The sequence below is a fragment of the Ralstonia sp. RRA genome, from assembly GCF_037023145.1.
Taxonomy (GTDB): Bacteria; Pseudomonadota; Gammaproteobacteria; order Burkholderiales; family Burkholderiaceae; genus Ralstonia.
The window spans coordinates 1,036,880-1,051,459 of sequence record NZ_CP146091.1 but is presented as its reverse complement, the minus strand read 5'-3'; the positions used below and the strand labels follow the sequence as shown (position 1 = coordinate 1,051,459).

The window sequence follows — 14,580 nt, the reverse complement described above, 5'->3', positions numbered from 1 at the left end:
GGGCCATCGGCCAAACACAATGAGGGAGCTGCAGCTCCCTCATTGATTTTTTGAGCGCCTGCGTGCCGCCGCTCACCTACCCTTAGCTTTCGCGAACCCCGCATCCTGCATCGCACGCAACAAGCTGTCGTGCCCGTCACCATCGACAGCGCCCTTGATTGAAGCCCACAACTGATACTCGTCGGTCGACCTGACATTTTCCGCTGGGGCCCTGCCGTAACGGCCCTCTTTGACGGAGCGCGTCGCGCGGTGGATGGCTTTCAGGGCGTCCTGCAGAGGATGATTGGTTTGGCCATCTTGTCTTGATGGCCGGACGAACGCTTGCACTTGCTCAAGAACATCCACCGCTCCAGTGCCGCCGGCCGCATCCAATCCCGAACCTGCATCCGCCAAGTCTCGCGCCTCCCGCAACAAGCGAGCGGCTTCTACGAGGCGCCAGTTCGGGTCGCGCTCATGGGCCTCGCGCTTGAGCTGTTCTGCTTCCGCCTGACGGCGCGCCGGCTCGATGATTTCGCGCTCGACATAGCGGCGTTCTTCGTCTGTCAGTTTGACGTCCAGTTTCGGCGGAATGGCCTGGGCATCCACTGGGATGCTGCCGACGAACTTCTGGATGGGATAGCCGTGCGTGTTGTTGTTCTTACCTTTGCGCACGTACGCGCTGCGATAGAGAGGGAATCGGCCATTGCGGGGTTTCTTTTTGTGCATCGCTTTTCTCCTTCAAGAGAGTGGTTGATGCACAGGTATAGGTAACGGCGTTGCACGGGCGAGCAACGCATAGTGGCGACAGTGAACCCCCTTGATGTCATACACGCGCGCTCCTAGCGCGATACGTCATCGCGACACTCTGCGGGACACGTCCATTGCCGACAAGGGGCATGTGCTGATGTCACCACGGCCACTGCGCCGGTATCCCCGAGGGCCGTCACGGCAGCACCCTCAGCATCGGGCAGCACAGCTTCAATGCAGGCCCGGCCCGACGGCACCGAACGCTCGCTCCCGATGGCATCAGCGGGCGGACGGCACGGCGTCCAGCCGTAGGCCTTGGTCACACGCCAGGCCGCGTGTATGAGTCGTGTTGGGCATCGACGCACAGTTGTGGGAGCACAGTTGACGCGACCGGGCCGGATTGAGGCGGGGCGAAACCCCGCCGCCGGCCCAGCGCATGCTCCCCGGTAGTAGGCGCGGATGCGTCAGCAGCCGCGTAGGGTGACGCGGGGTCCCCGCGCTGCGCGGTGGAACAGTTGATTGCGCAGCGTGGGGCAGTCAGGCTGGCACGGCATGCCGGCAGAACGGTTGGCTGCCGACGTCCCAGGGTAACGGGTGGCCTTGGGAAAAGGTCTGGGGACGGCGGCGGGGTTTCGCCCCGGCGCAAGCCGGCGGAAAACACAGCGGCTTTGCCGGACGTCGCGACGAATACGTCGGCGTCGCGCGCCCCAAGCGCGCGAGGCTGGACGCGGGGAAGCGACAGTTGCCCCATGCCCGCGCCCAGCCGGGCGACGAATCCTCGATAGCACACAACGTCAATTTGGCGAGCGTGGTGGACAGCCTCTTTGGCCCCTTTGGCACTGATAGCTATACGAAAGCACACCCCACGCTCGCCCGATGAAATCTGACGGCTCGCGTGGCGTTGAAAACGCTATCACTGGAGACAGCCACGATGACACACCACCCAGCGGCGCAATCACGCGCCACCAACGATGCCCTTTCCCGCGCCGCAGAGGCACCCAACACTCACCCACGAGAGAACGCCGCCGACATCTCTGCGCCGCAGTCCAACGCCCCGGATGGTGCGAAGCGAAGCGACAGTGCGGCGCCGCCAAACGTGTCTACGCTGGCCTCCGGACGACAACGCACATCGCAAATCAAGAGCCGAGGGCTGACCTCAGAGATACACCCCACCCTGCTACAGGAGGTCATGTGGTTGCGAGCCCTGTCAATGCTGAATCGATTCCGCGTTATCCGCGCCGTCGATGTTGCGCTCGCCTGCTGCCCAGAACGGCCATTCAAAGCGGCACTGACTGCTGCGCAACGCGCGATGCGGGGGATGGCCAAAACCGGCCTGGTCCGTCGCTATCGCACCGACCGGTTCCAGCATGTATACGGTCTGACCACAGCAGGCGCGCGGTGGCTGCAAGACCGGGGGGCTGAAGGGTCACCGTCGGTTCGACGCGTCGCAGATATGAGCAATCCCGAACACCGGCTGTGGATGAGCTTCATCGTTTTAGCCTGTGAAGCGCGAGGGCTGCGTGCGCTCACAGAATCGGAAGTGCTACAGGAACTCAATAGACCGATAGGTAAGAAGCGCAAACCCAAACAGGGCCTCACGACCGTCGAGCATTCAAGCGGCAAACATGTTCTACGCCCCGACGCAATCGCCTTCGAGAATGATGGTGCCACTTGGTTCGAAATCGACCGAAGCAAGCGTGGCGCCGACCGTGAGGAATCATTGTCGCTACTAGTCGGTCGCATTGGACTCGTGTTGGAGAAAAGCGAAACACTGCGTCGCGTCGTAGTCCTTGCCAGAACCGACCGCATCCTGCTGCGTGCCCAAGCGGTATTGCGAGCGAAAGCTCTCACTGCCAACAGTGAAGTGCTCGTACCCGGTCGAGGACGGCACTTCCGAGAAATCGAACCCGGCATATGGGAAGTGTGGGCGGCAGTCTGGCCATCCGGAGGTGGGGACGCAATCGATGTATGCGTCGGACATGTGGTGACTCAGCTCTTGCCAACATGGTTGCCCAAAGTGCGATTGGACGCATCCAACAAACAACCGTTGTCGGGTTGGCTTGACGAAAACTACCTGCCCTACCGACGCCCGACCACCGCGAAGCCATGGCGGCAGCCGGTTTCGCCGCTGCGGTTATAGAGCTGTTTGATGTCTTTCGGCTGGTGCCTATACGTAGTGATGGCACTCCACCATCGAAGAACCCACCTACTACATTGAAGGACATCGCCATGCAGGCATTCGGAAATATCGCAAGCCAACCGGAAAAGAAAATTTCGAAATCCACGAACCGGCCATATTGGCAATTTCGACTGGCGGAGAGTCAACGGGGAGTTGACTCAGAGCCCACATGGTATTCAGTACGCGTCTTCAAAGACACCGACCTGAATCTGCAGCGAGGGGATTTTGTGAAAGTGACCGGCAAGTTGAAGACCGACTTCTACCTGTCGCGTGAGGGCAAACCGACCGGCACTTTGCTCATTCTCGCGTTTGAAGCGACGAAGATTGCCAAGCCGGTCGCCGCTCCTGCTGCTCAAGAACCGGCCTCGGCTTGAACGTACCACCACCGGATTGTTATCGAGGTGTGATGTGTGTACGAACGAACCCGAGTCTCCAGCAAGCGAGCGTCCGTCAACGAGCAAGGTCAGCCGGACGCTTGCGGGGCGAAGCCAACAAGACCTGCTCGTCATCCTAGAGATTGTTGAACTCCTGGTCCAGTCGAGAGACTGGAAAGGGCTCATCGAGTTGTTCTCAGAGGATTGAGGGCCACGGTTGATTTGGACTGCGGGGGCGCCGATGTGCTCCGCCAAAGACGAACCAGACCATCTCCGCCGGCTGTATCTCAAGGACAGTGATTGATTCGGCCACCCGGGAACGGGTGGCCATTTTTCGTTCGGGGGTAGCCGACGTACACGGCGTGTTTGCCTGCAGCTTCATGGCTGCGGCGCAGTTCGTCCATTCGAGGTACATGCCGCCGTCGAGGGACGCTGCAGAAAACGTCGCGAATCCCAATTCGGCTCTCGGTACGTGCACTTCCTTGTATCCAACGAAGAAAAGCCCAGAGCAACGCGACCAGCGCACTAATCTCAGGCGGCAGTCATCAGTACCCCAGCATCCGCAGAAAAAATGCGGCGACCAGCCCCTGACGGGTATGGTCGCCGCAAAATCATGTCTAATGTCCTAAGAAGCCCGCTGTTTAAAAATCCTTTTTTTTTAACAACCAATTGTTGCCTTCACGCAACGTCATGTTTTTATGCATTTGGTTGCGTTTGTCCATCTTTGGGAAAAAAAAGATATTTGGCTCGGGCTATTTCCATAAGCGCCAGCCGGGGTTAAATTGCAGAACGCAGAGCACCTCTGACGCGGGAAGCCTGCAACGGAGCACGGAAACCGCCCATCCCGGGGCACTCGCCATTTCCTATCTGAACGCATAAAAAACAGGGGTTTTATGGATTCGCAATTAACGCATATTGTTGAGAAATCGCGCGCGGCCAGGATTGGCGGCCTTGGAGGTCTTTCCACAGGAGAGAAGCTCGCGGCGGCGTTAATACTGAATCGACCGGATTAGTTGGATTCCATGGGCTACACGATTGCGGAGGCGCTAGACAGGCTGGACCACGAATGGGTCACGCGCTTGCGACAAGCGGAACGGATATTGAAAGAAGAGCAATCGAAATTCCCGCTCTTTTAAATTGGCTTGCCAAATAAATCACCAAACCACCTATGAATAACTCTGATTCAACCATGCGACCTGACCCAACCGTAACCCACCCCAGCAATCGTGAGGAGGACTCTTTGAGCGACATGACATCAACTGCACGCTCTGGAGCGGCACCAGAGCGTGTACTGCATTTCAACTGTGACCTCAAGGAGTTGCGTAGCGAGAGCGCCCCTCTATATCACCGTTACTGCGGTCAGACGCATCCTCAGGCGGCGTACATTGAAATCGACTGCGAATGCGGCGGCGTCGATTTCGGGTATTACCGCGAAATCGGTAACGCGGTACCCGAAGCCGTTGCGCACGGCCGAACCCGACGCTACAGAGTGCCAGCCGAGGCGACTGGCGAGACGCTGGCCGACCTGCTCGAATCAGCAGAGTTCCAGGTTCTGGCGGGAAGGGTGTACCAGGGTGTCAAAATCGTCTGGGACGGCAATAACTATGTCGGTAGGCCTGATTATGACGCCCAGGACGCCGAAGAAGCCCTGGAGGAGATTTTGTTCAGTCTGGAGGACGAGTCTCTGCTCGAAGTCTGGGAAGTAGATGACTATTTATTTGCCAACAATAGCCTGGAGGCTCTTTGGCGCGATGAGTCGCTGCAAGCCGCCGTCGCGGCCCTCCGGGCTGAGGCCCGTAGGGAACATATCCACGTCGACGGCAGCATTGAGACTGCGCTGCTCGACGCCGCACGTGACACATTCCGGAACGGCGGGGAACTCAGCACGGCCCATGTCAACACGCTGCTTGAACGAGGTCTGATTGATGCCGAAGAGGCCAGGCAATGGCGTGGGGAGTGCTGGCGGCACCTATCTGACGAATGACGCTGTGCCGACTATACGCCTTGGCTCTGCTTGACAGTTGGCGTTCCTCGGCCCCGAGCGCTGGCGTCTGTGGTCGTGCGTGCCAGCATGCATTGTGGCGCTGGGGCTCGCTACGCATACAAGGGAGCAACCTTGTCGGCAGCCCCAACATTTGGGTGCTCGCTATCCACGACACGAACGTCGATGCCCAATGCGATGAGCCGGTTAATGACTCGTGTGGCGCGTGACTCGATGAAGTGCACGAGTGCGTTTGGCGGCAATTTCGTGAGTTCTGCCAGCTCCTTCACCTCTGGGCCAAGCAAGTGGCTTTCCAACACCTGGTCGAATCCTGCGGCCTCGACAAATGGCTTCAGATAGTCAACCGGGTTCTGGTCACTGATGACCAGATTCGTGAGCTGTGTCAGGTAGGCGATGTTCATCAGGCTGTCGACCCGGTCCTTGCCGAGCAATTCGGCACCGCCCGCTGCATTTTCGACGAAATTGCGCGGGAAAATGTGGTGCAGATTCGGTTTGTCGGTAGCTTGGTAGTAGGCCGTTGTCAGCACCTTGGCATATGGCGCCTCCCAGTTCAGGGGTTCGTGGCTTGCATAGAAGCCCACTACGGCGCGGTACAGGCGCGACTTCGAGTTGTAGCTCGCCGTGCGCAGGTTTGCCCTATCAAGGTCAAGGACCTTAAAGCTATCAATCGGTTTCTCGCCGGTGAGCTCTCGAATGTGTGCCCACATTTGCGAGGTGCTCGTTAGCAGGTCCTTCTGATGGAAGGCGACCGTCCAAAAATACCGCTTGAGCAGCGCATAGTCAGGTTGCTTGCGACGGAAGAAGTAGGCCGCCAGTACCATGTACAAATAGCGGAAGGGCACAAGTCCCGGGCCAATCAGATTCAGTGTCTGGTGCAGGAACTTGAAGGTGTTGCGGAACGCTTCAGTCGCGTCTTTCCAGATGGCCTCAATATGCTTGGCCTGCAGCTGACTCAGGTAGCGTTCCGTAATGTTGTCCACGCCGCAATCCGGAAACTGGCGACGCACCAGCACGGCCAGCATCTGCAGATAGTCGTTGTCATCAAGGTGCCGGTACTCGCTCGCAAGCATTGAGGGACCGTCGCGGAAATTGTCGAACAGTTCGCGCAGATAAAACGCCGGCGTTTGTGCGTCTGCCGGGCGGTACGTCTTCGCAACAACAATATCGAAGATGCTCAGCGGCTGGCCTTCCTTGTTCACACGCTCAAAAATCTGGCACACCTCGGAGACCTGGATGCCATTGAGCTCGATAAGTGAGAGCCGGTAACTGCCAAAAATAGCGAGAAAGCGCCGCAGGTGCTGGCGCATCGGGTGCTCGTACTTGACATTGCGGCTCTCAAGCTCAGCCTCCACCTGGCCGTAGTGCTCCAGGATGCGTTGCAGCTTCACCACGCGAAACTCTTTGACTCCTTGCATGAGCTCTTCGCTTCGGACAATTTCTTCCGGGAAGAGGAAGCGTTGTCGATAGGTCTCGTCATCCGTGTCGCCCGTGCTTTCTACCGATAGGTCAACAAAGAGGGTTGGGTCGAAGCCTTCTCGGTTGGCAATCTTGCCGCCAAAAATGGAGGTGAACAGCGCGGTCGTTCGCTGTTGGCCATCGAGCAGGTAGTGGTATTCGGAGAGTTTCGCCGGCGACTCTATTACGTGGCCACCGATTTCCCGGTGGCTGTGCAGGTAGATGTTCGTGCGCCAGACCAGCAGGCTGCCCAAGGGGTAGAACTTGTAGAGGCTGTCCCAGAGCTTCTTGACGTTCTCCGGTTGCCATACGACATCCCGCTGGAAGGTTGGGATTTGGTACTTACGTTCGCGCAGGTTGCTCAGAAATTTACTAATCGTAAGGTCTTGCGGCAGGATGCGATTGGCAAATTCGCTCGTCTTATCCAGTGCGCGTGTGGCACCGAATACCGCGAGCCCATCAAGCTGGCTGCTCGTGCTCGGCAATGCACCGTTCATATCCCCCCCATTTCTTGTTGGTTGCATTTTGCACCTGAACTAGGCGCTCAGGAAGCTGGCAGTAACACTTCTGCGAGGTTGCATCGACTTTCTCGCGGATACGCATGATGGATGTGGGTTCTACTGGACACAAGGCCACACAGCCGCTAGTTCTTGCATTACTCTCGTCGCACGACAAACCTAGGAGAACCCTGTGGCGACATACAAAGACCTTCTGGCTCAGAAGGCAAAGCTGGAGGAGCAGCTCGAGACCGCGCGAGTGGCGGAACTCGAGGCAGTCATCGCTCAGACGCGTCAAATCGTGCTTGAGTATGGCTTGACTGCAGAGGACATCGGACTGACATCCAAAAGCAAGAAAAAGGCTGGCAAGAAGACAGTTGCAGCCAAATACATGGACCCTAAAACCGGCGTGACTTGGTCCGGCCGTGGTCGCGCGCCGGCATGGATTGAGGGGAAAAACCGCGACCGATTTCTGATTAAGTAGCCCGCTGCTCCCCAGTCGCTACATGTAGCAGCAACCTGTCGCGGCTGGGGAAGGTCATTCCTGATGGACTCGCCAGCGGCGTGACGCATAGCTACGTTCCAGCTATCTTGACGAGTTGAAACAGACACCGTTCAATGCCTCGCGCAAGCATTGTTCTGCAATGACCCAAGGAATCCGCTCCTGCTCCAAGCGCAGGCACTCGCCCCAACGGTTCTGGTGGAGCCCGTCATAGACCGCGCGTTCTTCTACTGTCAGTTCCGGAAGCGCTTGCAAAGACGCCTGACTTTTCTCTTGCGTCCAAAACTGCGGCCAGGCCCGCAACGTCACCTCGTCCATTAGCACCGAGCGCAATTGCGGGAACACCTGTCGCGCCCGCGCAAGGATAGCCAAGCCGTGCGTGTCCAAGTCACCCCAGTAGAAAACTCGGTCTTGGGGCACCCAAGAAAAGGGCTCCAGCAGCGACACTGCATTTCCAAGCTTCATCACCGCAACCGTACCCTGCAGCTCCGGTAACGCAAGACCTGTCGCCAGGTTTTCCACGATAAGCAGCGTTTCGGGTTGCCATTTGAGTGCCACCAGGTCCTCCACAGGCACTTCCAAGTCAGACAGTCCACCAATTTTTCCGCGAAGAATGGGACACAGTACACGTACGCGTATCTGAGCCGGTGCCTTACGCAAGCCACACAACGTGTGGAAATCGGTCTCGAGAGCAGTCTCCGGCCGCAAAAGCCTGAGCAGTGCCGCAACCATCCCCTTGCGATTCTCTACCCACTTGGTATCTACATCGTTGATAGGCAACTGCCTCAACAATAGATTGGAGGCGGGGTTCTCCAATAGCCAGCTCAGTACCTGAATGAGCCGAGCGAAATCTGTCGACTCATACTCCGCCAATTCAATACAGAGCCGGGCTACGGGCACGCTTCCGGAAAGGGCTGGCCAGGTAGCAACCAATGTCTCGAAACAGGCACGCGCACGCCGCCACCCCGCTCCCTCGTCAGCGTCATGTGCGACCATCTCCGGCTCGGTCCACGTCACCTGTTCGGGTAGATTTTGAGTGCCCAACCGAAGCCACTGCCGTTCGACCCAGCCAACTTGCCCAAAGCCCTGCCAGCCTCGCCACGATTCACACCAGCACCGCACACTAGCGATGTCCTGGGCTGCCTCCTTCTCAGTAGCCGTACCTAACGGCAGGCATTGTGGCCAGGACCCTTGTCCCGCTAGCCAGCTCGCACGATGCCGTTCATACGTTTTGCGCAACTGAGTGCGCAGGGCCTCAGGCAGCAATAACTTCATTCGCGGCCTCAGAGGTAACATCGGATTTCAGCAGGAGCTTTTTCTCCTGACGGTCATATGGAATGAGCGTGACCCGGGAGAACTTACGGTCGCTGATGTCCACAAAGCAGGCCCCGCCGATAAAGGGCTCCAGGGTCATGACCGACTTCAGCGGGGTCGCAATGACCATCTGAAAGCCAAACGTCTTGAAGATATTCATGGCAGCTTCCGTGAATGCCGCGTCCGCCTTATCGAACGCCTCATCCATCACGACCGTGGCAAATTGCGGCTTCGCTCGGTCGCGACCACCCAACTGGTAACGCAACGCTGCTGCCAAGCAGGTGGACGTCAATTTTTGACGCTGGCCGCCAGACTTGCCCGAGCCGCCTCGATACCGCTCAACCTCCACACCGTCCGCATCCATTTCCCGGGCAATGAAATCCACATGCTGGCGCACATCGAGCACCAGATTTCGCCAATTACGGTCCACCGTCTCAGAACTCGACAACCGCTTCACCAGCACATTCAGCTTTTGGAACCGTTGCTCGTCCTCATCCTGCGCACCATCGAACGCATGGCTCAACGCATCGCGCAAATCTTGCTTGAGCTGGCGCACGTCTTCAAGCTGACGGTCTTCCGTATCAATTACCAAGTGCGTTCCGGGGTTAAACGGGGCTGTCGCAAGACTCACATTGACAAGCTCCATTCCCTCGCGAATGGCCTTCCGCTCCTGGTCCAGTTTTGTCGCCAGCAGCGTCAAGTTCTGGTCGCTGTGTTCGCGCAATAGGGTACGGAAGCGCTCCACATAGCGAGGCAGCCCATCCTCAACGATTTTGCGCAGCTTATGGAAGAAGTCTTCTGCGCTAGCCAGCGTTGCATCGAGCCCGCCGGCTTCGGCAGGCCACTCCCGCACAAAGTGTCCAAACTGTGCCTCAATGAAGGTCTTCTGCGTAGTACGGTGACTTTCAAGCTGGCTGCGCTCCTTCTCCAGTTGCTTATCCGCCAAACGGTGAATTTCGGGGAGGGTCTCCAGCGTCAAAGCCTTCCCAACAGCGTCAAAACGCGCCTCCAGCTCGACTTTCATGGCGTTCGGCAACTCCGTGGCCAACATCGCCGATGAGAGGTTCTCCAACGCCAGCTGCAACCCGTCCACTTCAGCGTTCGCGGTATGCAACTTGCCCTTGATAGCGCCAATGTCATCAAGCAATTGTCGACAAACTCGGTCCTGTTGAACGATGTCCGCGTTAATCTGCTCAAGGTTGGGGCGCGCCGCCTTCTCTGCTTCGAATTGCTTCTGCAGAGTCGATATCAAGGCCAGCATCGAAGCCACGTCGATGTCATCCCACTGGAAGTACTGCAAAGCCTGCGCATGACGTACCTGGTCATCGAAATCTCGGCGGGAGCTTTCCAACTGCTTGACGTTGGCGTCCACCTCAACCAGTTGGAGCGCAATCTGCTGGGCGTCCTCCTTCAGCAAGGCGATTTTCGCGCTGTTATCGAAGCCAAGAACCCATTGCCGTGAATCGTTCACAGAAAACCGGTCGTTCTTCTCGTGGCGACTTGCGTTATGCTTGATTTGCCCTTCTCGCGTAACTGCACGGGTCGCCTGGCGAAATACGTCCAGATTGTCCGCACAGAGGTAGTTGAATCGGGCAATCAGCTCTTCCTTAACCCACCCCGTCTGCGACGCGTTCTTGGCAAACTCCAGCTTGTGATACAGCGACTCAGCTTCCGGCCGAACCGGCGTATTAGCATGAGGCGTCATACGCAGGTAGACCAGCCGATGGTCAATCCGAGTCTGGTTCACGTACTGCGAGACCTTGTGATAGTGCTTCTCGTCGACCAGCAAAGACTGCGCGAAACCGTTCAACACACGTTCGATGGCGCCTCGCCATTCTCGGTCGGAGGCCTTTACTTCCAGCAGTTCCCCTGCAAACGGAAGGTCGTGCTCTTCGACGTCAATGGCCTTGGCCAGCGTTTCTCGAGTTGTCAACAGCATTGAGGGGATGTTGGAGCGTTTCGTCTCCATCACTTCGACCTCACGTCGCAACGTCTGCAATTCTTCGCCGAGCCGATGCTGCTGACGCTTGAGACCGTCGCGCTCCTCCGACAACGTCTCCTGTTTGGCAGTCAGGGTCTCCAGGTGGACCTGTGCTCGCTGCTGCAACTCAACAAACGCGATGCCTGTAGTTGGCGCTGCCCAGCCCAGCACTTGCCAATGCTGTTGTACCTGCTCGCGCTTCTCGGTTCGATGCGTACGCTGCCGCTCCGCCTGCTTCAGGTCTGCTTGCAACTGCTCCAAAATGCGGCCGCCTTGGTCGTTACGCTTCTCGCGCAACAAGCCCAAATACCGTTGGGCGTCCTCTTCCTTCTGAGTTTTCTGCTTAAGCTCGGTCTCCAAGCCGGCCCGCCTAGTTTTGGCAGACTCAATCGCACTCTCAAGCAGTGTTTCTTTGCATTGAACGACGTAGGGCTCGATATGAAGGCTCAACACCCCCAACTCTCGTAACGATTTTTCCGCTGCCAGCAACTGCTCATGGGCTTCGCTAGCCGGCTCCAGCACGGCTTGCTGGTCACGCGCGGTAACCACGGCTCGATGCGCTTCGTTCAGTTCGTTGAAGCCATCAACCAATTTCTCCGCCAGAGCAAAGGTTTCTGGCTCTTGCAGCATGTACTCGCGCAGGAACGCATTGAGGTCCCCCACGTTTTTGAGCGACTGGGTCTTATGCAGCAAACGCATCGCCGTAGAATGGTCAATACCTAACAAGCGCCGGAAGCGCTCCTCATACGGGGCAAAGTCCTCTTGGACGTTCAGCTCTGGAATGGTGCGTTTGAGCAGCCGCACATCAAAATCTGACTGTGCGAACGCATCCAGCTCGCCTAAATCCAAAGCGCGCTCCAACAACAGGTAGCGTCGCCGCACGTCAGTCGGAGTCGTCGACTTACCTCGAACCCAAAGCACCTGTGCGACGGTCACAACCGCACCGGTATCCGACCGATAGGTTTCAGCCAGGACAGACCACGTAGTTTCTTTGCGCAGGTACTGAACCACGGCGTCGCCTTCGTCGCCAGTTTGCTCGCTCCAAGCACCTCGCAGGTATGACATCAAATTGCGGTCGCGTGTGCTACGGTCACCTTCCCGTGCCGCCACGTTGAAGTCCACCCACTTGGGGCGCGTCATCAAGGCAGCATGTGCATCTAGGATGGTCGACTTCCCTGAACCTGAGTTCCCCGTCAGAAGCATGCCTTCTGCTGGAACGTCAATGCTATAGCGCCCCGAAAACGTACCCCAGTTCTGCAGTTGGATACGCGTCAGCAGAAATTGCGGCTCATCCTTCGGTAAGCCCGCGTCGAAATCAATCGTGGCCTGTGTTGCCATCATGCTTGCGCTTCTTCGGCGCCAGTATTGTTGCCTTCCGCCGAGGCGCCCTTCCCCTCAACTAGGGAGCGATACACGGCTCCAAGCGCCTGAATCGTCTCTGCGGTAAAAATCAGACGCAATACCGGAGAAATCTCGAATCGGTCATCCGTCAGCTTCTTCAACAGATGCATGTCTTTGACCCGCTCAATGGCGGCACCGACTCGTTTGACGAAGGTGACATGGTCCGTGTTCTGATGACTTTCATAGACGCTCAAAGCCGCCGCCATGTCGGCCAACGAAACCGCAGCACGGACGCCCTGCCCTTCAGCTTCAAGCAATTGCTGGCGAAGGTACAGCAGCAAGACCGAATCGAGGAAGGTGAGAGCGCGCACCCGCAGCAAGGAAGGTGCTTCAAGCTCTTCCGCATCCACTGGTCGAGTGAACGCCACCTTGTTAAGTGGGTCCAGCACCAGCTCTAGGAACAGTTCATGCAGCCGCGCACGCAACAACGCCTCATCGCGGACGAGCACGGCCCATTGGTCGGGTGTTCGAGAGCCATCCAGCAGCGGACCCTTCAGCAGGTTGACGAGCACCTTGCGCGCCTCGAACAGCAGCTGGCCCTGGTCGTCCTCAAACAAGACCGGGACCGAACCTGGCAGCATAGCTTGGGAATCGGAGTCAGCGAAGCTCACTTGCCCGCTCCTTTACGAAATAGAAAAGAGGAAGAGCCGCTTTGCAAATCGACCCCTGACGGTCGGTCCAGAACACGGTTTCCTTTTGTTCTGCCGGTCCAGCATCACCGTTGTTCAAGGCCAAAGCCACATAACCAATCACGGAGCCCAAGCCTTGCGTAGCCGGATAGATGGTTAAGACTTCTCCGACCGAAACCTGAGACCGATGCCGCAGCAGCTCCAACAAGTTGCGCTTGAGCTGGGGGAAATCTATGTCCGACTGCCGTACCATCTCGTCGATTTGGCTCAAATCCAGCGGAGGTAGCTCGACCTGCGTCACCACCGTTGGCGGCGCATGTAATTCAGGGTCGTGCAACGTAAGCTGTCCCGCTGACGAAAACTCAGCCACAGTCAACGTCAAATGGAACGGTAACGGCCTCACCAGAGAAACAGTGTCTCTGGCTCCGAGCGCAGCTTGTTGCGCCTGCTTGAGCACTGTCTGCAAGCGGCGTTGCTCCTGGAACTCGCGACTCTGGACAAATGTGCGCAAGCTCCGGGCAAACTGCGTCTGCACCTCATGAATCAGGCTACCTTCGGTCATCAGCCGGTCGGTTAGACGGTGCAGGAACTTGCGCTCTTCCGGGTCTAGTCGGCGAGCAAATGGCCGACTCAACACTTCATCCAAGGCGTCCAGCAGCGTGGCGGATTGGGCATTGTCTGTCAGCAGACGCCAGAAGGCGTTGAAGGTCTTGCCTTCTTCGCTCTCCGCAATGAGGTCAACGCCGTTGAACAAGGCTTCGAGTACGCGGCTACGCGACTCATCGTATTGCAGGATGTCGGTACGAAGCTGACGGTTGAGCTTGTCGAAGCCATCCCGAACGCGGTGAAAGTCCACCGCTAGGTCCTCAACCAGTGAAATGATTTCCCGAGCACGCTCAAGTGCTTGGTCCGAAGTTAACGTCTTGATGTGTCCCGCTCGAGTTTGCTCGATTTCTTTGTCCAAGCGCTCACGCTCGGCAAGCAACCGTGCCAGGCGGGCCTCCGGATTGTTGTTGGTCTCTTCGGCCAAGTGGCTGACTTGCTCAATCACGCTGGTCAACCGGCTTTCTGTGGCGGTATTGCGAGGCTTCAATTGGTTCTGAGCAAACCGCAGAGCCTGCACTGCCGGCGCGGAGAGTTCGTACTCTTCCTCGGAGGAACCCACTCGCAAACGCCGCTCCAACCAGCCATGCTTGAGCCACTCGTACAAGTAGGACTGCGCAGTCTGGGGCAAGTTGTACCCCTCCTCACGCAAACGAGTCAGTTCACGCGTGAGCCGCTCTTGGGCAATTGAGCTCAACAAGGTGCGCTCTTGCTCAAGCCAGAGATTCTCGAGAATTGCCAGAACTTGTGGCGCGTTGTCGGCGGCCAACAACTGCCACAAGGGCTGGCGCCGCAGCGCGTCATACTGGCCGGCCCGACGAGCGGAAGACATGCGAAGTTCCCCTTGCGGTTCTCCACCGGTTCGACGTCGGGCCGCAACTAGAGGCCGTAGCGACCGCCCTTGCCAAACCCCAACA

At 57.7% G+C, this 14,580-nt stretch carries 10 protein-coding genes; 4 read left to right on the top strand and 6 right to left on the bottom strand.

Annotated elements, in window-relative coordinates; genetic code table 11:
- Nucleotides 1-72 precede the first annotated feature (72 nt).
- Nucleotides 73-705 carry a hypothetical protein gene (locus V6657_RS05065; RefSeq protein WP_048935992.1) on the bottom strand — a complete coding sequence of 211 codons (633 nt, stop codon included), beginning with the start codon at nucleotides 703-705 and terminating at the stop codon, nucleotides 73-75.
- 1,231 nt (nucleotides 706-1,936) lie between these two features.
- Here V6657_RS05065 and V6657_RS05060 point away from each other — a divergent pair.
- The 3 genes from V6657_RS05060 to V6657_RS05050 all read left to right on the top strand — a co-directional run bounded on the left by V6657_RS05060 (nucleotide 1,937) and on the right by V6657_RS05050 (nucleotide 5,263).
- Entirely contained in the window at nucleotides 1,937-2,866 is a 930-nt protein-coding gene (locus V6657_RS05060; protein WP_082170326.1) for a replication-relaxation family protein, read from the top strand.
- Nucleotides 2,833-3,279, top strand: coding sequence for a single-stranded DNA-binding protein (locus V6657_RS05055; RefSeq protein WP_248694664.1), 447 nt, complete (start codon nucleotides 2,833-2,835; stop codon nucleotides 3,277-3,279). Before V6657_RS05060 ends, V6657_RS05055 begins: the two co-directional genes overlap by 34 nt.
- Before the next feature lie 1,240 nt (nucleotides 3,280-4,519).
- Nucleotides 4,520-5,263 carry a hypothetical protein gene (locus tag V6657_RS05050; RefSeq protein ID WP_048935990.1) on the top strand — a complete coding sequence of 248 codons (744 nt, stop codon included), beginning with the start codon at nucleotides 4,520-4,522 and terminating at the stop codon, nucleotides 5,261-5,263.
- A gap of 110 nt (nucleotides 5,264-5,373) precedes the next feature.
- On the opposite strand, the gene V6657_RS05045 is transcribed toward V6657_RS05050, so the two are convergent.
- On the bottom strand, nucleotides 5,374-7,233 hold the full coding sequence (locus tag V6657_RS05045) for a DUF262 domain-containing protein (RefSeq protein ID WP_048935989.1): 1,860 nt from the start codon (nucleotides 7,231-7,233) through the stop codon (nucleotides 5,374-5,376).
- 193 nt (nucleotides 7,234-7,426) lie between these two features.
- On the opposite strand from V6657_RS05045, the gene V6657_RS05040 reads away from it, so the two are divergent.
- The gene (locus V6657_RS05040; protein WP_048935988.1) at nucleotides 7,427-7,717 is read left to right on the top strand and encodes an H-NS histone family protein; all 291 of its coding nucleotides are present in this window, start codon (nucleotides 7,427-7,429) and stop codon (nucleotides 7,715-7,717) included.
- A gap of 102 nt (nucleotides 7,718-7,819) precedes the next feature.
- Here V6657_RS05040 and V6657_RS05035 read toward each other — a convergent pair whose 3' ends face one another.
- The 4 genes from V6657_RS05035 to V6657_RS05020 are packed head-to-tail and all read right to left on the bottom strand — an operon-like array spanning nucleotide 7,820 to nucleotide 14,495.
- Nucleotides 7,820-9,010, bottom strand: a complete 1,191-nt coding sequence (locus V6657_RS05035; RefSeq protein WP_048935987.1) for a DUF3322 and DUF2220 domain-containing protein — start codon at nucleotides 9,008-9,010, stop codon at nucleotides 7,820-7,822.
- Nucleotides 8,991-12,371 (bottom strand): SbcC/MukB-like Walker B domain-containing protein, encoded by a 3,381-nt coding sequence (locus tag V6657_RS05030; protein WP_048935986.1) that lies wholly within the window; start codon nucleotides 12,369-12,371, stop codon nucleotides 8,991-8,993. The genes V6657_RS05035 and V6657_RS05030 overlap by 20 nt, the downstream gene beginning before the upstream one ends.
- Nucleotides 12,368-13,042: a DUF4194 domain-containing protein gene (locus V6657_RS05025; protein ID WP_048935985.1), complete on the bottom strand. Its 675-nt coding sequence runs from the start codon at nucleotides 13,040-13,042 to the stop codon at nucleotides 12,368-12,370. The genes V6657_RS05030 and V6657_RS05025 overlap by 4 nt, the downstream gene beginning before the upstream one ends.
- Nucleotides 13,029-14,495 carry a DUF3375 domain-containing protein gene (locus V6657_RS05020; RefSeq protein WP_048935984.1) on the bottom strand — a complete coding sequence of 489 codons (1,467 nt, stop codon included), beginning with the start codon at nucleotides 14,493-14,495 and terminating at the stop codon, nucleotides 13,029-13,031. Before V6657_RS05020 ends, V6657_RS05025 begins: the two co-directional genes overlap by 14 nt.
- Nucleotides 14,496-14,580 lie beyond the last annotated feature (85 nt).

Excerpts from the sequence above, each read along its gene's own strand:
- V6657_RS05020 (WP_048935984.1), bottom strand. The coding sequence starts at position 14,495 with ATGTCTTCCGCTCGTCGGGCCGGCCAGTATGACGCGCTGCGGCGCCAG.
- V6657_RS05060 (WP_082170326.1), top strand. The coding sequence starts at position 1,937 with ATGCTGAATCGATTCCGCGTTATCCGCGCCGTCGATGTTGCGCTCGCC.
- V6657_RS05055 (WP_248694664.1), top strand. The coding sequence starts at position 2,833 with ATGGCGGCAGCCGGTTTCGCCGCTGCGGTTATAGAGCTGTTTGATGTC.
- V6657_RS05030 (WP_048935986.1), bottom strand. The coding sequence starts at position 12,371 with ATGATGGCAACACAGGCCACGATTGATTTCGACGCGGGCTTACCGAAG.
- V6657_RS05045 (WP_048935989.1), bottom strand. The coding sequence starts at position 7,233 with ATGAACGGTGCATTGCCGAGCACGAGCAGCCAGCTTGATGGGCTCGCG.
- V6657_RS05035 (WP_048935987.1), bottom strand. The coding sequence starts at position 9,010 with ATGAAGTTATTGCTGCCTGAGGCCCTGCGCACTCAGTTGCGCAAAACG.
- V6657_RS05065 (WP_048935992.1), bottom strand. The coding sequence starts at position 705 with ATGCACAAAAAGAAACCCCGCAATGGCCGATTCCCTCTCTATCGCAGC.